Below are 22,551 nucleotides of genomic sequence, written 5' to 3'. Positions count from 1 at the left end.
GCCCCCTCGCCCCGTTCGAACGAGGCTCGGCATGACAGCGCTTAAACAAATTTGTAATCCGTTTGCCATCATAAAGTCCGGTCGCTTCTTTACATTCGCGCCAACAGCGTGCGGACGGCATGCTCGGTGTTGGCGAACGGTGTAGCGCACGAACCAGTCGGGCTTGTTGGCGGGAAACCCTCCGGCGCGCCCCGCGACACATCCGCCGCCTATCCCGATGCCCCCGTGAATCGCCCCGATGCGCCACGCGCGTCCGGGCGGTTTCCCGTTCCACCGCACCCTCGACTCTCCTCCGATCCGGCGGCGCGTTTCACGGCCGCCGTTGCGGCTTTCGATCGGTCACGGCAGTTCTACCGCGGCGGGCATCGCATGAAATCAATTCCGTGGCTGGCCGGCTCGTTCGGCGCATGGGCCGCAGCCGAATGGTTCGCGCCGGGCAGCCTCGCGCACACGCTCCCGCTCCTGGCCGCCGCCCTCGCCGCGCTGGCCTCGGCGGGGGCCGCGTTCGGCAGCCTGTACGCGATCGGCTCGGCCCGTCTGACGCGGCGTTTCTTCGCGCGGCCGGCGCACGAGCCCCGCCACGCGCCGCCCGTCACGATCGTGAAGCCGCTGCACGGCACCGAGCAGGCGCTGCTGTCGAATCTCGCGAGCTTCTGCGAACAGCGCTACGACGGTCCGATCCAGTTCCTGTTCGGCGTGCACGACCGCGACGATCTCGCGCTGCAGACCGTGAACGCATTGCGCATGCGCTTCCCCGACGCGGTCATCACCGTCGTCGCCGACGCCCGTCTGTACGGACCGAACCGCAAGATCAGCAACCTCGTCAACATGCTCCCCGACGCCCGGCACGAACTGCTGATCTTCGCCGACAGCGACGTCAGCGTCGGTCCCGACTACGTGCGCCACCTCGTCGGCGAACTGGAACAGCCGGGCGTGGGCCTCGCGACCTGCGTCTATCGCGGCCGCCCCGATCCGGGCTTCTGGCCGCGCGTCGAAACCCAGGCCACCGACTACCGGTTCCTGCCCGGCGTGGTGACGGGCCTCGCCTACGATCTCGCGCAGCCGTGCTTCGGGCAGACCATCGCGATGCGCCGCGCAACCCTCGAGCGGATCGGCGGCCTCACGCAGTTCGCGCACCATCTCGCGGAAGACCACGCGATCGGCGCGGCGGTGCGCGCCGGCGGCGAACGCATCGCGGTTCCGCCGTTCGTCGTCCATCACGGCTGCGTGGAGACGAGCCTCGCGAAGCTGATCGCCCATGAGCTGCGCTGGAGCCGCACCATCCGCAGCGTCGATCCGCGCGGCCATCTCGGATCGGTGCTGACCCATCCGGTCGCGCTCGCCTTGCTGGGCGTCGTGCTGTCGAACGGCGCATCGTGGTCCTGGCCGTTCGTTCCGATCGCGCTGGCCGCGCGGCTGCTCGCGAAGTGCATCGTCGATCGCGCGGCGCGGCAGCCGGTACGCGACCTCTGGCTGCTGCCGTTGTCGGATCTCGTGTCGTTCGGTATCTTCGTCGCGAGCTTCACGTCGTCGCGCGTGGTCTGGCGCGGCTTCAGCTTCAGTGTCGACCGCGACGGCCGCCTGTGCCCCGACTCCGACGAACCGACCCAGGTCTAGCCGCCGCGCGCCGCCGCCCGATCACCGCCATGCTCATGCCCACTCCGTCGACCCGCGAGCGCATCGCGCGCCGCGCCAGTCTGATGAAACAGCTCGGCCGCGCCGCGGCCTTCGCCGGCCTGCTGATATCGCTCTGGCTCGTGTGGCGCGACAATCCCGGCGCGGTCCTCGCGCTGATGCGCGCGGCGGGCGCGGGCCTCCTCGCCGCCGCCGCCGCGCATCTGCTGCCCATGCTCGCGAACGCGAAGGACTGGCAGACGCTGTTCGCGCCGGACGAGCGGCCCGGCCTCGCCGCGATGGTGCGTCTCGTCTGGATCCGCGAATCCGTCAACGGGCTGCTGCCCGTCGCGCGCATCGGCGGCGAGCTGGTGTCGTTCCGGCTGCTGCGCGGCCTCGGCGTGCAGGGCCCGGCCGCCGGCGCGAGCCTCATCGTCGACATGCAGCTGACGCTGATCAGCCAGGTGCTGTTCGCGATGGGCGGCGTCGGCTACCTGCTGACGCGAACCGCGTCGGACACGCTGCGCGTCGCCGGCGATTTCGCGTGGGGGCTCGCCGCGCTGACGCCGCTGCTGATCCTGTTCGCGCTCGTCCAGCACGCGAATCCGTTCGAACGCGTGATGCGCGTGCTCAACCGGATCACCAGCGGCCAGCTCGCTGCGAGGGTCGGCCAGTCCGCGCAGGTCGACGACGCGATCCGCGCCGTATGGCGCCGGCGCGGCGTCGTGGTCCGCTACCTGCTGCTGTGGCAGCCGCTCCAGCATCTCGCGACCTCGCTCGAAATCTGGCTCGCGCTGTATTTTCTCGGGTCGCCGGTGAGCCTGATCGAAGCGTTCGCGATCGAAGCGCTGATCCAGGCGGTCAGCAGCGCGGCATTTTTCGTGCCGGGCGGGCTCGGCGTGCAGGAAGGCGGCTTCGTGCTGATCGGCGGCGCGCTCGGCCTCGATCCGGCAACCTGTCTCGGCCTCGCGGGCGCGCGGCGCATCCGCGATCTGCTGTTCTACGTGCCCGGACTCTTCGCGTGGCAGTTCGCCGAAGCGTCGATCGCCTCCGGCCGGCACTGACGCCGCGCGCACGCGGTTTAAACGCGGGCGCGCGGCGAACGCATGCCGTGCCGCGACCCGCCTCGCGAGTGCGCGTGCATCCCATCCCGTCAGAACATGTGCCGCATCCCCGCCATCACGCCGAGCTGCCCCATCCCCGGCCCCGGCGTCGTGCCGCCGCCGCCCTGGCTCACCGTGTACTGTGCCTTCGCGCTGTTGAACAGATACGCGCCCTGCAGATAGACCGCCGTGCGCTTGGACAGGAACAGGGTCGTGCGCAGCGCGCCGATGGTGCCGCGCGTGTCGTCGTCGCGATTGACGATCCGGTAGACGCCGCCGTCGACGAACCAGAGCGGCGTGACCGGATACGACGCGGTCAAATAGAACTGGTCGGCGCTCACGTTGCGCGCATCCGGCGCGACGGTCCTCACGCGCCGACCGAGCCAGCCGCCGCCGAAGCGCAGCGCGCCGACGCGGCCATAGCCGTTCAGCTGCATGCGCACGTCCTTGTCCCCCGGCTGCGCGAGCGGGAACGTCGGCGTGCCGTCATACAGGTTCGCCGCCGCGCCCGGTCCGCCGCGCTGCTCGTCGTAGGCCGCCGCGACGCCGAAATCGTCGAGGTCGTAGCGCAGCATCGCCGACCACTCGCGGCAGGCCGGCCCGCTGCCCGCCGACGGCCCCGCGCAGGTGCCCTGCCCCGGCGAATTGCCGGTGCCGGCCGCATCGCGCCCGAACGACCAGGTCGCGCCGACCGTGAAGCCGCCGACATGGCCCTTGTAGGCGATCGTATTGTCGCTGCGCGCGCTCGGCAGATACTGGTCGAACGACGCGGTGCCGCCGTAGATGTCCGGCCCGAGCAGATCCGCGTCGACGATCGCCCAATAGGTCATCGTGTACTGGCGGCCGAAGCTGAGCATGCCGTATGGCCCGTCGACGCCGACCCACGCCTGCCGCCCGAACATCCGGCCGCCCTGGTTCGCCGCGCCGTTGCGCAGGTTGAAGCCGCTCTCCAGCACGAACTGCGCGGTCCAGCCGCCGCCCAGCGCCTCCTTGCCGCGCAGGCCCCAGCGCGACGGCAACTCGCCCGTGATGCCCGGCATCCGCACCACGCTGCCGCCCGCCGCATTCGCATGCGTGACCAGCTCGATCCCCGTGTCCACGATGCCATACAGCGTGACGCTGCTTTGCGCATGCGCGGGCAGCCCCGCGCCGAGCAGCGCCGCCGCTGCAGCGATCCGTATCTTCATGTCTCCCGCTCCCCGCCTCATGTCGCAAGCAGTACGAATGATGCTCGGGCCGTTGCGCCTTCCGTCGCGACGCCTGCCGCGTGCACATCGCGATGCGTGCGCATTATCGGGCGCCGAAACGGCGCCGGACATTGCCGATTGGGTGCGAAGGCATGCCGGTGCGGTATGACTTTCCGCACGGGCCTGTCACTGCGATGTCATCCGTTGTCCGTACTGTCTCGCCGTGCCGATGACGCACCTGCAGCAATTTTTCGCCGCCGCCCGAGCCCGTCCATGCGAACGCCCGTTTCGAGCATCGCCTCGCTTTTCGGGGGAAAGGAATTCGCGTAAGGTGCTTGAACCGTCGGCGGGATCGAGGACCGCCAGATCGTGACGGGCAGCCCGTTGCAGGCTGCGCATCCAGAAAAAGACAGAACAACAGAACACAGGAGAGGGCGCATGCGTTGGCAATACAAGGCAGGGGCCGCGCTGGCCGTCGCGGCACTGGCATGGGCGGGCGTCCGCCTGCTCTCGGCCGGCGGCGCGCCCGCCGCCGCGCCGCCCGCGCAGACGGCCGCCGCCGTCCCCGCCGGCCCGCTCGCGAGCGGCTTCTCCACCGACCCGGCGGCGCCCGCGCGCTCCGCCTCGCCGCCGCGCCCGCTGCCGCCGCGCGTCACCCGCTTCATCGCCGACGAATACGCGCAATCCGCCGCGACCCGCGAAGCGCTCACGCAGATCGCCTACGGCTGGAGCCAAGCCGTCAACGACGTGCGCGATCCCGCCGACGCGAAGCAGGCCGGCGATGCGATCGCGAAAGGGATCGCGTGCGCGCTCAATGCCGGCGTACTGAACAAGGCCGGCGTCGACCAGCAGGTGATGCTCGATCGCATCCGGAGCACCCGCGCGATCATGCTCGACACCGAGGCCGACACCCTCTCGTACATCCGCTTCCAGTCGCTCGCCGGCGGCCAGTATTTCGACGACCCCGGCCCGGGCGCCTGCAGCTTCGATCCCGCCTCGTTGCCGAACTGAGATTTCCCGTCGCTCCCCCCACCGTAGAAGGAGATCACGCATGAAGAAGTTCGCTGCTGCATTGCTGGCCAGCTCGATGCTCGCGCTGCCCTACTCGACCCCGCTGCGCGCGGCGCCCGCCGCCGCATCGTCCGCCCCCGGCTCGGCCATCGTGTTCGTCAACGGCATCAACAATACGTTCGACGACGCGATCGCGAGCCTGCAGGTGCTGAAGAACGAACTGAACGCGCGCGACGTGAACAACGCGTACGTGTACGGCAACGCGTACAACGCGACCCAGGGCACGTTCAGCGATCTGTGGCAGGTGTTCAAGCAGAAGTCGGTCGAAGGGTCGAGCCCGGCGGACTTCTGGCGCGCGGTCGACGGCAACGGCCTGCCCGCGAGCGGCATGGACGCCGCACTGCAGCAGAAGTACATCGACATCCTCACCAAGAACGACGTCCCCGAACTGCCGGACCACTTGAACAAGTACCGCGCGTATCTGCAGCAGAACCGCAAGGTCGTGCTGGTCGGCCACTCGCAAGGCTCGCTGTACGCGAACTTCGAGATCAACCTGCTCGTCACCGGCCCGGATCGCGCGCAAGGCCGGATCAGCACCGTGAACGTCGGCAATGCCGCGCGCTACCAGTTGCCGGGATCGAGCTACCTGACGTCGACGTCCGACGCGGTGATCAAGAGCCTCGGCGCCGTGCAGACGGTGCTGCCCGCGAACTTCTCGCTCGGCCTGCACCTGCTGACCGATCCGCTCGGCCATTCGTTCACCAAGATCTACCTGAACGACAGCTTCGCGTCGGCCGGCCAGATCCTGAAGCAGGTGTCGCAGCAGGCGCAGAACGTCACGCTCGCGGCGAAGTAACCCTGCCGCGCGCGCGGTCCGGCGCACCGAACGGGCGGACCGCGCGCATAATGGCCGGTCCGCTCGGCGGTGCCGCAAGCCGCAAGCCGCGGTGCCGCGCGGACCGCGGCCGGCTCCGCTTCGCGCATCGCGCGCCCGAGCCGGCCGGCTCACTTCGCCTGGAGCCTCGCGATGCCCACCCTCTCCCATCTGCTGGCGTTTTCGGCCGTCGCGCTCGGCATGGCGCTCACTCCCGGCCCGAACATGATCTACCTCGTGTCGCGCTCGCTGTGCCAGGGCCGCAGGGCCGGCGCGATCTCGCTCGGCGGCGTCGTGCTCGGCTTCGTGTTCTACATGGCGTGCGCGGCGCTCGGCATCACCGCGCTCCTGATTGCCGTGCCCTACGCGTACGACGCGCTGCGCTTCGTCGGCGCGGCGTACCTGCTGTGGCTCGCGTGGCAGACGGTGAAACCCGGCGGCCGCTCGCCGTTTCAGTTGCGCCGGCTGACCCCGGACCGGCCCCGCAAACTGTTCGCGATGGGCTTCGTCACCAACCTGCTGAATCCGAAGATCGCAGTGATGTACCTGTCGCTGCTGCCGCAGTTCATCGATCCGCACCACGGCAGCGTGCTCGCGCAGTCGTTCGTGCTGGGAGCGATCCAGCTGACCCTGAGCGTCGCCGTCAACCTCACGATGGTGATGATGGCCGGCTCGATCGCCGCGTTCCTCTCCGGCCGCCCGCTCTGGCTCGCCGCGCAGCGCTGGCTGATGGGCACGGTGCTCGCGGGACTCGCGATCCGGATGTCGACGCAGCGCTAGGCACGAGGTCCGCGCACGAAAAAAAAGGCCCGCGAGGGCCTTTTTCCGCCAGCACGTCGCGGCTCTCGCCGGCGTGCGCGATCAGAAGATGTTGCGCAAGCCGATCGAGATGCCCGTCTGGTTGTTGCGGCCCGGCAGTTCGACCGTCGCCGCGCCGTTCACCTTGTTGAAATCGACGGTGCCGTAGATCTCGGTGCGCTTCGACAGCGCGTATTCTGCAAGCGCCACGATGGTGTAGCGGTTGCCGCTGCCGAGCTGCCCCGCCGAGACCGTGGCGTTGCGCATGCGATCGTAGTAGAACGCGCCCGTCAGCGTCAGCGGCGCGGTGGCCTGCCAGCTCACGCCCGCGTACGGACCGTCGTCGATCCGGCCGGTGCCCTTCAGCGATGCGATGCCCGGCACCGTCGGCTGCTGCGCCAGCACCTGGTCGACGAAGCCCGTATCGTCCTTCGAGTGCAGGTAGCCCGCATACACCTTCACGGTGCTGAACGCATAGACGACGTTCGCGTGGTAGATCGTCTGCTTGCGGTTCGAATTGTCGCTGTTCTGCTGCATGCCGGCAGCCACGCTCAGCGGGCCGGTGACATACGACAGCGTGAAGCCGTACATGTTGCCCGCGCCGACGTGGCCGGGAATCTGCCCGGAGAAGCCGGTCGCGCCCGTCGACGTCGAATCGGTGCCGAACGAATACATCGCGCCGATCGTCAGGCCGCCGAACGTGCCGCGATACTTGACCGCGTTGTCCGCGTAGAGCCCCGCGCCGAGCGCGACGGGCAGCCATGCGTTCTCGAGATAGTTGCCGACGGTCAGCGGATCGTAGGTGTCGCTCAACAGATCGAACAGCAGCGACTTCTGCCGGCCCAGCGTGACCGTGCCGTACTGGCTCGACAGGCCCACATAGGCCGCGCGATTGAAAATGCGCTGCTGGCTCGCGAACGAGCCGTCCTGCAGGTTCACGCCGCTTTCGAGATTGAACAGCGCCTTGAGGCCGCCGCCGAGATCTTCCGTGCCGTGCAGGCCGAAACGGGAGTTGGTGATCGCCCCGTTGGCCATGAAGAAGCGATTGTCGTTCTGTGCGTTCGAATTGGTCAGATAGCGCAGGCTGACGTCCGCGACGCCCCACAGCGTCACCGAGCTTTGCGCCAGCGCGTGCTGGCCCGCCATCGCCAAGGTGAGTCCCCCTACCAGTCCCGCGATCCTGCTGGTCTGCTTCATGAGCGTTCCTTTGTTAGTTGTCGTCTCCGTCTCACTCCGGTCACGGCCGCGACCGGCGCGGGCCGCGCGCGGATGGCGCGCAACCCGCCGAGCATCATAAAACCGGCAACTGTCAGGAAAGAAAATGAAACTGCAAGAAAACGCGCCGCTGTCGCCCGCACACAACGAACGGGGCCGGAACGGACGCTACGCGGAACGCTCGCAGAAGCGCAGGTGGTTGCCGAACGGGTCGGCGATCTGCATCGTCCGTCCCCAGCCTTCCTCCTCGATCCCCGGACGCGCATACGCGTAACGCTTGCCGATCAGCTCGGCCTGCAGCGCCGCGATCCCCTGCATCGGCACGAACACCGTGGAGCCGGGCGTCGCATCGCCGTAGTGTTCGCTCAGATGCAGCGTCAGGCCGCCTCGGCGGATTTCCGCGTACAGCGGCAGGCCCGCTTCGAAGCGGTGCTCCCATTCGAGCGTGAAGCCGAGGAAATCGAGGTAGAACTCCTTCGCCTTCTCTTCCGAGAAGATCCGCAACACGGGTATCGCCGGGGAAAGCTGCATGATCGGGTTCCTCGCTGTGGGTCGGTCCGCGCGCGGCGAACCGGGCCGCTACTCGCCCGCGGCGGCCGGACTCGCATGGTAACGCGCCCGCCGCACGATCTCGGCGAAGGCCGCGACGAGCAGGATCACCGCGCCCCACAGCGCGGGAGCGCCGAACAGGCGCGTCAGCAGTCCGCCCAGCACCGCGCCGCCGAGGAAGCAGAAGCTGATGATGGCGAGCAGCCCGGAATCGTGGAGCGCGCCCGCGTCGTAGCGGGGAATCAGGCCGACGAACAGCTTCTGCGCGGAACGCCGCAGGTTGCCGGTCGTCATCACCGACGTGTACGACAGGGTTTCGAGGTGGGTGAACGACAGCGTCTGCAGCGTCGCGACGAACGAGATGCCCGGAATCAGCCACGCGCTCGACGTCGCGACGAAGCCGGCCGACGCGAAACCGAGGAACAGGATCTCGATGACCAGGCAGACGAACGCGGTATGCCGCAGCCAGCCCTTCTGCGCGGCGAGGCCGAACAGGTGCGCGACGAACACGGCGATCACGAACGCGATCAGCGGCGGCACGTGATGGAGCGCCTGCTCCCAGTTGCCCGCCGACAGGTTGATGCCGAGCAGCGCGACGTTGCCGGTCATCGTGTTGGCGAACACGTGGCCGTGGCCGACGTAGGTATACGCGTCGAGAAACCCGCCCGACAGCGTCAGTAGCGAAGCGACCGTCAGGTTGCGGCTCGCGGCGTCCAGATCCATGGTGACGAAATGCTCCTTGCGCGGCGTTGCGGTTGCCGGGCCGGCGCCCGCGCGCCGATATGCGCCGCCGCGCCGCCGCGCGCGACGGGCGGCGCCGCGCTCACGCCTTCCTCAGATAGCAGGCCTTCAGCATGAAGTTGCCCGCGTCCATCCGGCAGTCGACTTCGTGATCGCCGCCGACGAGGCGGATGCTCTTCACCTTGGTGCCCATCTTCAGCGTGATCGACGACCCCTTCACCTTCAGGTCCTTGATCAGCACGACGGCGTCGCCGTCGGCGAGCACGTTGCCGTTCGCGTCCCGCACGGCGGCGCCGGCTTCCTCATCGGCCGCGGGCGCGCCGGATGCGGCGCTCGGCCACTCATGTCCGCAGTCGGCGCAAATATAATGGTCGCCATCGGGGTAGGTATTGTCCATCGCGCATTGCGGACAGGCGGGAATCGTCGACATCGTGGTGCGGCTTGCTCTGCGGGTGCTGGAATGCCTCGCAGTATACCTGCCCGCTTTTGCGCACCGCCCCACGCGAGCGCGTCCCGCTCGTGAATCACTGCCGAACCCAGCCTTGCGATGACACCCGCCAAGTTCTTCCTGCGCTACACCGCCATCCCGTTCGCCGCGATCGTGCTCGTCGTCGGCTGGGCGTTCCACCGCGAATCCGGCGAGATCGACGCGCGCCAGTACGCGGCGCTCGTCGCCGCCTATCCGGGGTTTTCGTCGGGCCTCAGGGAGGAAGTCGCGCAGGCGATGCGCGCGGGCAAGCTCGACAAGGCCGACTACGCGGCCATCGTGCGCCATTCGCTGAACCAGGGTTATGTGCTCGACTGGCCGGCGCGGGACGCCGGCCTGAACGACGAACGCGGTAAGCTGCTCGGGCTCGTGAACAGCGACGCGCCCGCGCCGCGCTGACGGAATCCGGCGCCGACGCGCCGCTCAGGCGACGAGGCCGGCCGCCAGGCCGATCAGCGCGCCGCCGGCGAGCAGCCACAGCGGATGCACGCGGGTCCTGTAGGCAAGCACCGCGCAGGCGGCGGTGATGCCCCATTGCAGCGCGGTGTGGTTCGACGCCTCCGAGATGAGCGCCGCGCTCGCGACCACCAGCCCGGCCGTGACGGGCATCATGCCCTGCTGCACGTAGCGCCGCCACGGCTTGTCCTTGAAGCGCTCCCACGCATGCAGCGCGAGGATCGTCACGAGCGAGGACGGCCCGAACTTCGCGAGCGTCGACACGAGCAGCCCCGGCCAGCCCGCCACGTGCCAGCCGACCAGCGACACGATCATCATGTTCGGCCCCGGCGCCGCCTGCGCGAGCGCGAACAGCGCGGTGAACTGCTGCGCGGTCATCCAGTGGTGCACGTCGACCACCTGCCGCTGCATCTCGGGCAGGATCGTGTTGCCGCCGCCGAATGCGAGCAGCGACAGCTGGCTGAAGATCGTCGCGAGCGCGACCAGCGTGGCGTTCATCGCGACGCTCCCGGCGCGCCGGCGCCGCCCGCCCGCCGCTGCCGCGACGCGAGCCAGATGCTGCACGGCGTCAAGACCAGCATCGTGGTCAGCAGCGGCAGCCGCAGCACCGCGATCGCGACGAACGCGAGCGCCGCCACGCATGCCGCGGCCCGCGCATGGCGCAGCGGCTTCGCGACCTTCACGGCCATCGCGACCAGCAGGCCCGCGGCCGCGGCCGCGAGGCCGCCGAACAGGTGCTGGATGCGCGGGTCGTTCTGGGTCTTCGCGTAGATCACGCCGAGCCCGACGACGATCAGCGTCGGCCCGGCGATCAGCCCGAGCAGGCTGGCGAGCGCGCCCGGCACGCCGCGAAAGCGCATGCCGACCGCCACCGACAGGTTGATCACGTTGCCGCCCGGCAGGAACTGGCACAGGCCGAGCAGATCGGTGAACTCCTCCGCGCTCAGCCAGCGGCGCTCGTCGACGAGCGCGCGCCGCGCGAACGGCAGCGCGCCGCCGAACGACATCAGGCCGAGCCCGAGGAACCCGGCGAACAGCTCGGCCACGCCGACCGTGCGGGCGGCGGTATCCGGGTTCAGGGAATTGGATTGCATGGGAGTCCTCGTGAATCGTCAGCGGTCGAGGTTACGCCCGTTCGGCGCCGCATCAAAACGATTTTATCGCCGCGCGCTTGTGATCTAGAATCACAAGCATGACACGCGCACTCCCTCCCTTTCCCGCCCTAAAAGCCTTTGAAGCCGCTGCAAGACATGAAAGCTTCAGCGCGGCGGGCGACGAACTCCATGTGACTCATGGTGCCATCAGCCGGCAGATCGCCGCGTTCGAGGCATGGCTCGGCAAGCCGGTGTTTCACCGGCACGGCAAGCGCGTGCGGCTCACCGACGAGGGCCGCCGCTATCTCGCCGCGGTCGAAGCCGCGTTCGACAGCCTGGAAATCGCCACAGAGCAGCTGCGCCGGACCGGCACCGCGCGCGTGCTGCGCATCAACGCGCTGCCGACCTTCGCGATGAAATGGCTGCTGCCGCGCCTGAGCCGCTTCCAGCGCGAAGCGCCCAACGTGGAGCTGAAGCTGTCGACGTCGAATGCGCCGCTCGGCGCGCTGGACGGCTTCGACGTCGCGATCCGCCGCGGTCCCGGCCGCTGGCCGAATTGCGCGAGCGGACGCTTTCTCGACGAAAGCGTGATTCCCGTCTGCAGTCCGGCGCTGCTGAAGCGCTCGCCGATCGCGAGCGCCGACGATCTGGCGCGGCACGTGCTGCTGCACTCCGACACGCGGCCGGATGCATGGCGCGAATGGTTCGACGCGGCGGGCATGCCGATGAAAAGCCGCAAGAAGCAGTCGTTCGATCACTTCTATCTGGCGCTGCAGGCGGCGGTGGACGGGCTGGGCGTCGCACTCGGCCCGCAGCCGCTGATCGCCGACGAGCTATCGCTCGGCCGCCTCGTGATGCCGCTCGCCGGGCCGCGCATCGCAACCCGCAGCTACTGGTGGATCGCCCCGCGCGATACCGCCGGCGAGCCGCTGGTCAGTCAGTTCTGCGCGTGGCTCGAGGCGCAGGCGAGCGCCACCTGAGCGGCGCGCCGGACACGCGCCGGGTTCATACCACCGGGCCCGGCTCCTTTTCCTTGCGCAGCAGCGCGTAGAGCAGGATCGCACCGAACGTCGCGGTGCCGATGCCGCCGAGCGCGAAGCCGCCGAATTTCAGCGAGAAGTCGCCCGCGCCGAGCACCAGCGTGACGGCGGCGACGATCAGGTTGCGGTTGTCCGAGAAATCGACCTTGTTGACCACCCAGATCCGCGCGCCCGTCACCGCGATCAGGCCGAACACGACGATCGACACGCCGCCGAGCACCGGCCCCGGAATGGTCTGAATCACCGCGCCGAACTTCGGCGAGAAGCCGAGCACGATCGCGATCAGCGCCGCGACGACGAACACCAGCGTCGAGTAGATCCGGGTGACCGCCATCACGCCGATATTCTCCGCATAGGTGGTGACGCCCGTGCCGCCGACGCTGCCCGAGACGATCGTCGCGAGCCCGTCGCCGATGAACGCGCGGCCGACGTAGCGGTCGAGGTTGTGTCCCGTCATCGCGCTGACCGCCTTGATGTGGCCGAGGTTCTCGGCGACCAGGATCACCGCGACCGGCGCGAGCAGCAGCATCGCGTGCGGATCGAACACGGGGGCCGTGAACGCGGGGATGCCGAACCACGCGGCATGCGCGACGATCGCGAAATCGATCGGCTTGCCGAGCCCGGCGCCGTTCGTGACCGCCGCGTAGATCGCGTAAGCGATCATCAGGCCGATCAGGATCAGCAGGCGCTGCATCATGCCGCGCGCGAACACCGCGACGCCGCCGACGCACAGCACCGTGACGAGCGCCATCGCCGAGTCGAAGGTCGAACCGCTCACGCCCTTGACCGCGATCGGCGCGAGATTCAGGCCGATCACCGCGACGATCGCGCCCGTGACCACGGGCGGCATCAGCGCCTCGATCCAGCGGGTGCCGATCGCGGACACGACGCCGCCGATCAGCGCATAGACGACGCCGCACGCGATGATCCCGCCGAGCGCCGTCGCGATGTTGAGGTTCGGCCCCGACCCGCCGTAGCCCGTCACCGCGATCACGAGGCCGATGAACGCGAAGCTCGACCCGAGGTAGCTCGGCACCCGGCCGCCCACCAGCACGAAGAACAGCAGCGTGCCGATACCCGACATGAAGATGCAGAGATTCGGATCGAAGCCCATCAGCAGCGGCGCAAGCACCGTGGAGCCGAACATCGCGACGACGTGCTGCACGCCCATCGCGATCATCTGCGGCGATGCGAGCCGCTCGTCGGGGCCGACGACGCGGCTCGCATCGCCGCGCGCGGCGGGCCGCCAGCGCGGGAAATAGGAATCGGCCATCGCGGGGTCTCCTGTCGGCTGCCGTGTCGGGATCGCCGCCGCGCGACGCGCACCGGCTCAAGTCAGGCGGGAGTTTACGGAGCGCGACGGGCGCTGACAAGCGGATCCGCGCGACGTCGGACGGGCGGGGGTGCTGCGGTGCGGCGAAGCCTTGGGGCACTCGCGGCCGAACGGCGCGGAACCCCTGCCCGGCAAGCGATCCGGGCAACCCCGGAGGCAGGCATCGCGAAAACCGGCCGGCGAGCGCCGGCCGGAGCCGCGAGCGCAACGATCCGCCCGCGGCCGATACCGCTCAAGGATTGATGTACTGGAACAGCGACAGGTTCTGTATCTGCACGAACGCCTTCTGCGCGGCCGTCAGCGAGTTCTGCATCTGCAGGAACTGGCTGATCGCCGCCGGCAGGTTCGTGCTCGTCACGTTGGCCAGATTATTGGCGGTCTGCAGCGAATTGTTCGACGTCACCGACTGCATCGCCGTCACTTCCTGCGCCCGCCCGCTCACCGATGCCTGCACGGTCAGCACGTTGGTCATCGTGTTGGTGAGCTGGGTCGCGCCCGTCGTCATGATGTTCTGCAGCGCGGCCGCGGCGACGGTGCTGCTGCCCACCGGCTGCTTCAGCGCGGCGATCATCGTGTCGAGCGTCGCGAAGATGTCGGTGCCGGCCTGCGGCGCGGGCGTCACCGAGAACGTGTCGCCCGGCGCCACCTTCCCCGACACCGCGACCTTCTGGCTGCCCACGACGATCGCCGAGCCGTCCGCGTAAGGCTGCGCCGGCGTGGTGGTCGGCGGCACGACCGTGTTGTCCGTCACCGTGTAGGTCGGCGCGGCGGCGGTGCCGCCGAACGTGATCGTGAATTTGTGCGCGTTGGTCGGATCGGTCGGGTTCGTGATGGTCACCGCGCCGATCGTGCCCGTGCCCGTGTTGGCCACGCCCGCGGCCGGCACCGGCTGGCTGCCGAGCATCGGCACCGACTGGAACACGCTCGCGCCGTCGTCGCTCTGCGAAACCGACGCGGTATCGGTGATCTGCACCACCCGCGAACCGCCGTCGCCGCTGTACGACGCGCCGCCGCCCGGCTTGTTGGTGAACGGCTGGGTGGTCGCCTGGAACCCCGAGAAGAGATAGTTGCCCGAGCCGTCGGTCGCGTTCGCGAGCGTCAGCAGCTGGTTGCGCGCGCCCTGCATCTGCGTGGCGAGCGCCGAGCGGTCGCTGTCCGACAGCGTGCCGTTGCCCGCGCTCATCGCCGTCTGGTAGATGCCGTTCAGCACCGAGTTCACGCTCGTGAGCGTCTGGTATTCCATCTGCAGCGAGGTCAGCGCCGACGACTGGTTCGCCGTGTACTGCGACAGCGTCGCGGACGTCATCGACAGCTGCACGGCCTGCGCCGCGCCGAGCGGATTGTCGGCCGGCGTCGTCAGGCTGATGCCGCTCGAGATCTGCTGGTACAGCTGCGAGAGCTGCGACTGCTGATCGTTCATCATGCTGACGTTCTGGCTGTAGAACTGATAGGTGGAGATGCGCATTGTCTTCTACCTCGCTCAGTTGAAGAGACCGAGCACGGTCTGGAACAGCGTGGACGCTGTCTGGATGACTTTCGCGTTCGCCTGGTACAGCTGCTGATACTGCATCAGGTTCGCCGCTTCCTCGTTCTGGTTCACGCCCGACACCGATTGCTGCGCCGTGGTGATCTGGCCCACCAGCGCCGTCTGCGCGGAGCTGGACGCCTTCAGCTGGCTCGCCGTGTTGCCGATCGTGTTCACGTAGTTCGCGTAGGCGCCCGTGAGCGTCGTCGTGCCGCCGTTGAGCGTCTTCGCGCTGGCCAGCGCGGCCAGCGCCTGCGCGTTGCGCGGATCGGACGCGCCGTTGGTGTTCTTGCCGATCGTGAACTGGTCGCCGTTCGCGGGCGCGCCCGACAGCGTGACGCTGACGCCGTTCATCGCGTTGGCGGCCGGCGGCTGCGTCGTGCTCGAGATCGTCATCGCCGCGCCTTGCGCCGCGTTGTACGGAACCTGCGTCGTCCCGTCGGTGATGGGGTACGAGGTCGAAGGCGGACCCGCGACCGTCACCGTCGTGTTGGGCGGGAAGCCGCTCAGCGACTGGGTGGCCGCGTTGTAGGTCAGCGTCGTCGTGCCGGACGGCAACTGGTAGCCCGCGCTCACCGAGCCCTGCGTGATCGCGCCCGTGCCGCTGTTGCTCGCGGCCTTCTGCGCGAGCACGGGCGACGCCGCCGCGATCGCCGAATAGTTGGTGGTCGCGAGGCCGAAACCGTTCAGCGCGCCGCGCGTCGGCAGCACGGTGAACGAATCGCCCGGCGACATCGTGCCCGTCATCGAGAAGTTGAGGCCCGCGATCTGGCCGGGCAGCGTGTTCGCCGAGCCCACCACGTTGCCGTTCGCGCGGTCGGTGAGCGTGTACTTGGTGCCGTCGAAGGATAGCGTGTAGTCGCTCGTGGTCGGCTGCGCGCCGTTCGCGAACGACACGTTGAGCGCCGCGTTGCCGGTATTCGCCTGGTTCGCGTAGGTGACGGGCGCGCCGACCGTGAACAGATTGCCGCCCGCGTTGCCCGACAGGTCGATGCCGAGCGCGTTCTGCGCGTTCACCTGCGACGCGAAGCTGGTCGCGAGCGCGCCGAGCTGCGCCTGCGCGGGATCGAGCGTCTGGCTGCGGAACGCGAGCAGGCCGCCGAGCGAGCCGCCCGACAGCGACGAATCGGACAGATAGCGGTTCGGGCCGGGCGGATTCGAGCCCGCGACGCCTTGCGACGCGATCGTCAGTTCGCTCGGATCGGACGGCGACGTCACCGCCGCGAGCTGGTAGCTCTGGCTCGCGACGACGAGCGGCTGGCCGTTCGACAGGAACACGCTGTAGCCGTCGGAATTCTGCACCGTCTGCACGCCCACCAGTTGCGACAGGTTCGAGACCGCCAGGTCGCGCTGATCGAGCAGCTGATTGGGCGGCTGTCCCTGCGCGCTCGCCGCGGCGATCTGCTGGTTGAGCTGCGCGATCTGCGACGTGTAGCCGTTGATCTGCGACACCGTGTTGGTGAGCTGCGTGTTGACGCCCTGGCGCAACTGGTCGTACTGCTGGCCCGCCGCCGTGATCTGGTCGGCCAGCACCTTCGCGTTGCTCAGCGCGGTCTGGCGCGTCGCCGGATCGGCCGGATTGTTCGCGACGCTCTGCAGGCCGGTGAAATAGCCCGTGATGGCGCTGGAAATGCCGGCCGTCGGGCTGCCGATGTAGTTGTTCAGCTGCGTGACCAGGTTGTAGTAGGTCGACAGCGCGCCGCCTTGCGTCTGCGCGCTGTTCAGCTGGTTCGAGAGGTACTGGCTGTATTGGCGCTGGACCGTGACCGTCGACACGCCCGCCGGCAGGAAGCCGTTGCCGGTGTACTGGCCGCTCGTCTCCGCATACACGGGGCGCTCGACGGAATAGCCGGGCGTCGCCGCGTTGCTGATGTTCTGGCCGGTCGTCGTGATTCCCCACAGCGCGGCATTGAGCCCGCTGACGCCGATGTACATGAGGTTATTGGACATGCGCGATCCTGATGGGCCAGCCGCGCCGCGGCCGCCGGGTTGCGTGAACACCCGGTATAACGGCCGCGCGGAGAAAAAATTGAGGGTTGGGCGCGCGAAAACCGCGCGCCGCGCAACGCCGCGAAAGCGGCGCCCGCGCGGCGTCCGCCCGGGCCCGCCCCGCCGTCCGGCGTCAGGCGCGCGCCAGCTGGCGGCGCTTCATTTCGAGCTGCGTGATCAGGCGCTGCAGCGTGTTTTCCGCGCTGCCGGGCAGCGACATGAAGCGAAAGCCCAGCTGGTAGCGGCGCGAGCCGTTCGGCACGTCGGTCGCGCGGTGCGACACGAGCTGCAGGTCGAGCGACAGCTTGCCGTGCCCGTTCAGGTTCAGCTCGACGTCCGGCAGCAGCATGCCCAGTTCGAGCCCCGACACGCGCTCGTCCGCCGTGCGCACGCCGAGGCCGCCGAGCGACAGGTTGTGCACTTCGAACAGGAAAGTCTCGCCGTCGGGCAGCGTGCCGCGGCAGACGTAGGGATCGAGAATCGGCGCGTCGACCCGGAAATACTCGCGGCGCTGCACGAAATACAGCACCTCGGGGAAATCGGCCTCGAATGCGGGCAGGTCTTCGTAGCGGGTCTCGCGCGGCGTCACGGTGGTGAATTCGACCCGCACGCCGTCGGGCGAGGCCATGAAAATGCAGCGCGGCGCGGCAAGGATGCCGGCGTTCTGGTCGGCCAGCGCACCCCAATCGAACACGAAGGTCCGCGCGCCGACGTCGACATCGAGGATGCGGGTAACGAGCTGGCCGCCGTGGTACTGGACGGTCAGGAAATCGCCGCGATTGACGAGGTTGCGCAATTGCACGCCGATTTCCAGCGGATTGCGGCGGCCGTAGTCATGGCCGGAATGCGCAGCATCCTGGGCCTGACCCGTCGACTGTTCGATATTCATGGCTTGCCGGTGTTCGTCTTTTTGTTTGCGCCCAGCGTGCCCCGGGGCGCGGATTGTCCGGGTAAGGCCTTACCCGGACGCAGGTCTCTCACATTTAGCGGCAACAGCACGGCAAAGTTTAGATCGAAATCGGTTTTTATTTTTTCAGCAAACGTTAAAACCGCGCGAGGCCAGGCCTGGCGCGGTCCGAAATACCCCGACCGGATGGTCGGATCAGGTCAACCGAGCTGCTGCATGATCGAGATCAGCTTCTTCGCGTAGTGCGGATCGGTCGCATAGCCGGCCCGCTGCATCCCGTGCGCGAAGCCTTCCGCGCTGCCGCCCGCGTTCAGCACGCCCGCGTAGCGCGGGTTGTTCTTCAGCAGGCTCGCGTAGTCGGTCATCGCATGCTCGTACGAGTCGTACGCGCGGAACTGGGCGACCACGCGGCGCGGCGCGCCGTCCACGTACTCGGTGGTGACGGCCGACACCGTGCGGCCGGTCCAGCCCTTGGTCGCCTTGATGCCGAACACGTTGTGGCTCGCCGAGCCGTCCGCGCCGCGGATCTCGCGCTTGCCCCAGCCCGATTCGAGCGCGGCCTGGCCGACGATGAAGCGCGCCGGAATGCCCGTCGCCGCGCTCGCGGCCTGCGCCGGCGCGGCCATCTTCTCGACGAACGCATCGGCCTGCGGCGAGCCGCCGCCCTTCAGCGACGGCGTCAGCGCGCTGTTCGCCGAGTAGCCGCGCGGGCCGGCGAGGCCGCCGTTGTTGCCCGACGCGCCCGCGTAAGCCTTCGCCATCGCGTTCATCGCGACGAGGCCGCCTTCGCCGCCCTCGCCGTCGGCCGACGGACCGGCGTTGCGCATCAGCTGCTTCATCAGCGCATCGGCCACGCCGATGCCGTGCTTCGACATCTGCTGCGACAGCTGCTGGTCGAGCATCGACGTGTACATCTTCGACGAGCTGGAATCGAACAGGCCGCCCGACGGCGTCGCGTCGCGCATGCTCTTCAGCATCATCTGCGTGAACATCGCGTCGAACTGGCCCGCGACCGCCTTCGCGCCCTCGCGCGGCGAGGCGGCGGCCTGCGAGCGCAGGGAATCGAAGCCCTGCACGTCGAGCGCGAAGCGCTGCGACAGATCCGTCGCGTTGGGAAGATTCGCCATCAGATGATCTCCAGGTCGGCCCGCAGCGCGCCCGCGGCCTTCATCGCCTGCAGGATCGACATCAGGTCCGCCGGCGTCGCGCCGAGCGAGTTCAGCGCCTTCACGACGTCGGCCAGGCTCGCGCCCGCCGTCACCATCTTCAGCGCCCCGTTGTCCTGCTTCAGCTGGATCTGCGACTGCTGCGCGACCACCGTCTGCCCGTTCGAGAACGGCCCGGGCTGCGACACCACGGGTTGCGTGTTGACCACCACCGACAGGTTGCCGTGCGCGACCGCGCAGCTCTGCAGCGTCACCATCTGGTTCATCACGATCGAGCCGGTGCGCGCGTTCAGGATCACCTTCGCCGCGGCCTTCTCGGGCTTCACGTCGAGGTTCTGCAGGCGCGCCATGAACGCGACCTGCTGCGCCGAATCGGCGGGCGCGGTGAGCTGGATCGTGCGGCCGTCGAGCGCCATCGCGGTGCCCGGGCCGAAATTCGCGTTGACCGCCGAGACGATGCGCTCGGCGGTGCCGTAATCCATGTCGCTCAGCTGCAGCTGCAGCACGCCGTTCATCTGCGCGACCGCGTTCGGCACCGAGCGCTCGACGATCGCCCCGCCGACGATCCGGCCGGCCGCCAGCTGGTTCACCTGCACGCGGCTGCCGTTCGCGCTCGCGCCCGCGCCGCCGACCGCCATGTTGCCCTGCGACAGCGCGTAGACCTGGCCGTCCGCGCCCTTCAGCGGCGTCAGCAGCAGCGTGCCGCCGCGCAGGCTCTTCGCGTTGCCGAGCGACGACACCGTCACGTCGATCGCCTCGCCGGGCCGCGCGAACGGCGGCAGCGTGGCCGTCACCATCACCGCGGCGACGTTCTTCAGCTGCATGTTGGTCATCGCCGACGCGCCGCCGCCGTTCGCCGAGCCGTTGTTGATCGAAATGCCGAGGTTCGCGAGCATGTTCGCGAGCGTCTGGGTCGTGAACGGCGTCTGCATCGTCTGGTCGCCGGTGCCGTCGAGACCGACGACGAGGCCGTAGCCGATCAGCGGGTTGTCGCGCACGCCCTGGATCTGCGCGAGATCCTTCAGGCGCTCCGCATGCGCGGCCGGCGCCAGCACGGCGAACGCCAGCGCCGCGGCGGCGAGCGCCGCGCGCAGCCCGGCGCGCGGATCGAGGCGGCGGCACCGCTCGAGGAAGGTCGGCATCGTCATCACCACGGCGACACGTTGAGGAAGAAGCGCTGCAGCCAGCCCATGTTCTCGGCTTCGTTGATGTAGCCCTTCGCCGAATACTCGATCTTCGCGTCGGCCACCTGGGTCGAGTACACCGAGTTCGAGCCCGAGATCGTGTTCGGATTCACCACCCCGGAAAAGCGCACGAATTCGTTGCCCTGGTTGATCAGCATCTGCTTCTCGCCGCTGACGACGAGATTGCCGTTCGGCAGCACGCCCGTGACCGTCACGGTGATCGTGCCGTTGAACGTGTTCGCCGCGCTCGCGCCGCCCGTCGCCGCGAACTTGTTCGCGCCGTTCGCCGACAGGTTCGCCTTGTTGAACAGGCCGCCCAGGAAGCCGGCCGTCGGCACGTCGAAGTTGGTGTTGCCCTGGCGGTTCGTGTTCGCGCCCGACGATTTCGTCGCGTTGATGTTCTCCGCGATCACGATCGTCAGGATGTCGCCGATGTTGCGCGGGCGCTGATCCTCGAACAGCGGCCGGCCGGCGTAGCCCGGATTGAAGATCGAACCCGGCGCGTTCGCCGCCGGCGGCAGCGGCGGCGCCGCCGTCATCGGCTGCTGGATGATCGGCTCGCGCGGCACGAGCGCGCAGCCGGACAGCGCCGCCGCGAACGCGAGCGCGCAGGCGGCCGCCGCGCGCGCGCGGCCTGCCTGTTGCGGGAGAGAGCGGACCTGCTTCATTGCTGCGTGACCTGCATTCGGTTAGCGCGACATCTGCGTGACGGTCTGCAGCATCTGGTCGGACGTGGTGACCGCCTTGCTGTTGATCTCGTAGGCACGCTGCGTCTGGATCATGTTGACGAGTTCCTGCACGACGTTCACGTTCGACGATTCCACATAGCCGGCGCTGAGCGTGCCCGCGCCGTTCAGGCCCGGTTGCGACACGTTCGGCGCGCCCGACGACGTGGTCTCGGCGAACAGGTTTTCGCCTTGCGCCTGCAGGCCGGTCGGATTGATGAAGGTAGCGATCTGCAACGCGCCGATCTGCACCGCGTTGTTCGAGCCCGGCTGCACGACCGACACGACGCCGTCCTTGCCGATGGTGAGCGAGGTCGCGTTGCCGGGGATCGTGATGGCGGGGATCACCTGATAGCCGCTCGACGTCACCAGTTGGCCCTGCGCGTTGGTCTGGAACGAGCCGTCGCGCGTATAGGCGTTGGTGCCGTCCGGCATCAGCACCTGGAAAAAGCCCTGGCCGTTGATCGCGACGTCCTTCGAATTGCCGGTCTGCTGCAGGCTGCCCTGCGTGTACAGACGCTCGGTCGCGACCTGCTGCACGCCGGTGCCGAGCTGCAGGCCCGACGGCAGTTCGGTCTGCTGGGTCGAATTCGCGCCCGGCTGGCGCACGGTCTGGTACAGCAGATCCTCGAACACCGCGCGCGAGCCCTTGAAGCCGTTGGTGCTCACGTTGGCGAGGTTGTTCGAGATCACATCCATCTGCGCCTGCTGCGCATTCATGCCGGTGGCGGCGATGTAGAGGGAACGGTTCACGGTAGGGCTTCTCCTTTATGCGGCGGCGCTTAGCTGAAATTGAGCAGCTGGTTCGCCGTCTGCTCGTTCTGGTCGGCGGATTCGATGAGTTTGGTCTGCAGCTGGAACGCGCGCGCGTTGTCGAGCATCGACACCATCGCGCTCACCGGATTGACGTTGCTCGCCTCGAGCGAATTCGGCGCGAGCGTCACGCTCGGATCGGGGTCGGCCGGATTGCCGTCGGCGGTGCGGAACACGCCGTCGTTGCCGCGCGTCATGGTGGCCGGGTCCGGATTGACGAGCTTCAGCTGGTCGACCATCGCGACGGCCGTCGGCGGATCGCCCGGCATCAGCGCCGACACCGTGCCGTCCTTGCCGATCGTGACCTGCGCGTTCGGCGGCACCGACAGCGGGCCGCCGTTGCCCACCACCGGCAGGTTGTTGGCGGTCACCAGTTGCCCGGCCTCGTCGACGTGCAGGTTGCCCGCGCGGGTATAGCCTTCGCTGCCGTCGGGCAGCATCACGGACAGCCAGCCCGGGCCCTGCACCGCGACGTCGAGCGGATTGCCGGTGCGGCTGACCGGGCCCGGCGTGTAGTCCGCGCCCGGCGTCGACGACAGCACGTAGGTGCGGGTCGTCACCGGGTTGCTCGCATCGCCGAAGTTCATCGGCACCGCGCGGAACGTCGCGAGCTGCGCGCGAAAGCCGGTGGTCGACGTGTTCGCCAGGTTGTTCGCGATGACGGCCTGCTGTTCGAGCGACTGCGTCGCGCCCGTCATCGCCGTGTAGATCAGTCGGTCCATGGCTGCCTGTTGTCCGTG

At 68.6% G+C, this 22,551-nt stretch carries 23 protein-coding genes; 7 read left to right on the top strand and 16 right to left on the bottom strand.

Features of this window, described 5'->3' with window-relative positions; translation table 11 throughout:
* The first annotated feature begins 369 nt into the window (after window positions 1-369).
* Both hpnI and RZR99_RS10135 read left to right on the top strand, forming a co-directional pair.
* Complete coding sequence (hpnI, locus tag RZR99_RS10140; protein WP_323119619.1) at window positions 370-1,617, top strand: bacteriohopanetetrol glucosamine biosynthesis glycosyltransferase HpnI; 1,248 nt, start codon at window positions 370-372, stop codon at window positions 1,615-1,617.
* Between the two features lie 80 nt (window positions 1,618-1,697).
* Window positions 1,698-2,678, top strand: coding sequence for a lysylphosphatidylglycerol synthase domain-containing protein (locus RZR99_RS10135; protein WP_323119734.1), 981 nt, complete (start codon window positions 1,698-1,700; stop codon window positions 2,676-2,678).
* Window positions 2,679-2,767: 89 nt separating this feature from the next.
* Here the strand turns inward: RZR99_RS10135 and RZR99_RS10130 are convergent, their stop codons facing one another.
* Window positions 2,768-3,904, bottom strand: a complete 1,137-nt coding sequence (locus RZR99_RS10130) for a porin (RefSeq protein ID WP_323119618.1) — start codon at window positions 3,902-3,904, stop codon at window positions 2,768-2,770.
* Between the two features lie 438 nt (window positions 3,905-4,342).
* Between RZR99_RS10130 and RZR99_RS10125 the strand changes: the two genes are divergently transcribed.
* The 3 genes from RZR99_RS10125 (at window position 4,343) to RZR99_RS10115 (ending at window position 6,569) form a co-directional block, all read left to right on the top strand.
* The gene (locus RZR99_RS10125; RefSeq protein WP_323119617.1) at window positions 4,343-4,915 is read left to right on the top strand and encodes a hypothetical protein; all 573 of its coding nucleotides are present in this window, start codon (window positions 4,343-4,345) and stop codon (window positions 4,913-4,915) included.
* A 40-nt stretch (window positions 4,916-4,955) separates the two neighbouring features.
* The gene (locus tag RZR99_RS10120) at window positions 4,956-5,771 is read left to right on the top strand and encodes a hypothetical protein (protein WP_323119616.1); all 816 of its coding nucleotides are present in this window, start codon (window positions 4,956-4,958) and stop codon (window positions 5,769-5,771) included.
* Between the two features lie 171 nt (window positions 5,772-5,942).
* Window positions 5,943-6,569, top strand: coding sequence for a LysE family translocator (locus RZR99_RS10115; protein WP_323119615.1), 627 nt, complete (start codon window positions 5,943-5,945; stop codon window positions 6,567-6,569).
* 81 nt (window positions 6,570-6,650) lie between these two features.
* Here the strand turns inward: RZR99_RS10115 and RZR99_RS10110 are convergent, their stop codons facing one another.
* From RZR99_RS10110 to RZR99_RS10095, 4 genes are all read right to left on the bottom strand, one after another.
* Window positions 6,651-7,784, bottom strand: coding sequence for a porin (locus RZR99_RS10110; RefSeq protein ID WP_323119614.1), 1,134 nt, complete (start codon window positions 7,782-7,784; stop codon window positions 6,651-6,653).
* A gap of 186 nt (window positions 7,785-7,970) precedes the next feature.
* Entirely contained in the window at window positions 7,971-8,333 is a 363-nt protein-coding gene (locus RZR99_RS10105; protein ID WP_323119613.1) for a glyoxalase superfamily protein, read from the bottom strand.
* A 48-nt stretch (window positions 8,334-8,381) separates the two neighbouring features.
* Window positions 8,382-9,074: a YoaK family protein gene (locus RZR99_RS10100; RefSeq protein ID WP_323119612.1), complete on the bottom strand. Its 693-nt coding sequence runs from the start codon at window positions 9,072-9,074 to the stop codon at window positions 8,382-8,384.
* A gap of 100 nt (window positions 9,075-9,174) precedes the next feature.
* The gene (locus RZR99_RS10095; protein WP_323119611.1) at window positions 9,175-9,522 is read right to left on the bottom strand and encodes a zinc ribbon domain-containing protein YjdM; all 348 of its coding nucleotides are present in this window, start codon (window positions 9,520-9,522) and stop codon (window positions 9,175-9,177) included.
* Window positions 9,523-9,639: 117 nt separating this feature from the next.
* Here RZR99_RS10095 and RZR99_RS10090 point away from each other — a divergent pair, with 117 nt between their 5' ends.
* Window positions 9,640-9,978, top strand: a complete 339-nt coding sequence (locus tag RZR99_RS10090; RefSeq protein WP_323119610.1) for a hypothetical protein — start codon at window positions 9,640-9,642, stop codon at window positions 9,976-9,978.
* Between the two features lie 24 nt (window positions 9,979-10,002).
* Here the strand turns inward: RZR99_RS10090 and RZR99_RS10085 are convergent, their stop codons facing one another.
* A complete protein-coding gene (locus RZR99_RS10085; RefSeq protein ID WP_323119609.1) occupies window positions 10,003-10,533 on the bottom strand; it encodes a chromate transporter in 531 nt (176 codons plus the stop codon).
* A complete protein-coding gene (locus RZR99_RS10080; protein ID WP_323119608.1) occupies window positions 10,530-11,129 on the bottom strand; it encodes a chromate transporter in 600 nt (199 codons plus the stop codon). The genes RZR99_RS10085 and RZR99_RS10080 overlap by 4 nt, the downstream gene beginning before the upstream one ends.
* A 98-nt stretch (window positions 11,130-11,227) precedes the next feature.
* Between RZR99_RS10080 and RZR99_RS10075 the strand changes: the two genes are divergently transcribed.
* Window positions 11,228-12,109 (top strand): transcriptional regulator GcvA, encoded by an 882-nt coding sequence (locus RZR99_RS10075; RefSeq protein ID WP_323119607.1) that lies wholly within the window; start codon window positions 11,228-11,230, stop codon window positions 12,107-12,109.
* A 25-nt stretch (window positions 12,110-12,134) separates the two neighbouring features.
* On the opposite strand, the gene RZR99_RS10070 is transcribed toward RZR99_RS10075, so the two are convergent.
* The 9 genes from RZR99_RS10070 to RZR99_RS10030 all read right to left on the bottom strand — a co-directional run bounded on the left by RZR99_RS10070 (window position 12,135) and on the right by RZR99_RS10030 (window position 22,533).
* Entirely contained in the window at window positions 12,135-13,442 is a 1,308-nt protein-coding gene (locus tag RZR99_RS10070) for a solute carrier family 23 protein (RefSeq protein ID WP_323119606.1), read from the bottom strand.
* A gap of 292 nt (window positions 13,443-13,734) precedes the next feature.
* Window positions 13,735-14,967 carry a flagellar hook-associated protein FlgL gene (gene flgL, locus RZR99_RS10065; RefSeq protein ID WP_323119605.1) on the bottom strand — a complete coding sequence of 411 codons (1,233 nt, stop codon included), beginning with the start codon at window positions 14,965-14,967 and terminating at the stop codon, window positions 13,735-13,737.
* Window positions 14,968-14,982: 15 nt separating this feature from the next.
* Window positions 14,983-16,977 (bottom strand): flagellar hook-associated protein FlgK, encoded by a 1,995-nt coding sequence (gene flgK, locus RZR99_RS10060; protein ID WP_323119604.1) that lies wholly within the window; start codon window positions 16,975-16,977, stop codon window positions 14,983-14,985.
* Window positions 16,978-17,149: 172 nt separating this feature from the next.
* Window positions 17,150-17,905: a flagellar brake protein gene (locus RZR99_RS10055; protein WP_323119603.1), complete on the bottom strand. Its 756-nt coding sequence runs from the start codon at window positions 17,903-17,905 to the stop codon at window positions 17,150-17,152.
* 218 nt (window positions 17,906-18,123) lie between these two features.
* A complete protein-coding gene (gene flgJ / locus RZR99_RS10050) occupies window positions 18,124-19,050 on the bottom strand; it encodes a flagellar assembly peptidoglycan hydrolase FlgJ (RefSeq protein ID WP_323119602.1) in 927 nt (308 codons plus the stop codon).
* Window positions 19,050-20,243, bottom strand: a complete 1,194-nt coding sequence (locus tag RZR99_RS10045) for a flagellar basal body P-ring protein FlgI (protein ID WP_407655427.1) — start codon at window positions 20,241-20,243, stop codon at window positions 19,050-19,052. Before RZR99_RS10045 ends, flgJ begins: the two co-directional genes overlap by 1 nt.
* Window positions 20,237-20,941, bottom strand: a complete 705-nt coding sequence (gene flgH / locus RZR99_RS10040; RefSeq protein ID WP_323119601.1) for a flagellar basal body L-ring protein FlgH — start codon at window positions 20,939-20,941, stop codon at window positions 20,237-20,239. Before flgH ends, RZR99_RS10045 begins: the two co-directional genes overlap by 7 nt.
* A 21-nt stretch (window positions 20,942-20,962) precedes the next feature.
* Window positions 20,963-21,751: a flagellar basal-body rod protein FlgG gene (gene flgG, locus RZR99_RS10035; RefSeq protein ID WP_323119600.1), complete on the bottom strand. Its 789-nt coding sequence runs from the start codon at window positions 21,749-21,751 to the stop codon at window positions 20,963-20,965.
* A gap of 29 nt (window positions 21,752-21,780) precedes the next feature.
* Complete coding sequence (locus RZR99_RS10030; RefSeq protein ID WP_323119599.1) at window positions 21,781-22,533, bottom strand: flagellar basal body rod protein FlgF; 753 nt, start codon at window positions 22,531-22,533, stop codon at window positions 21,781-21,783.
* Window positions 22,534-22,551: the final 18 nt, after the last annotated feature.

The organism is Burkholderia alba, from assembly GCF_034721475.1.
GTDB lineage: Bacteria > Pseudomonadota > Gammaproteobacteria > Burkholderiales > Burkholderiaceae > Burkholderia > Burkholderia alba.
Note: the sequence above shows the minus strand (reverse complement) of the source record. Positions and strands in the feature narration are given on the sequence as shown.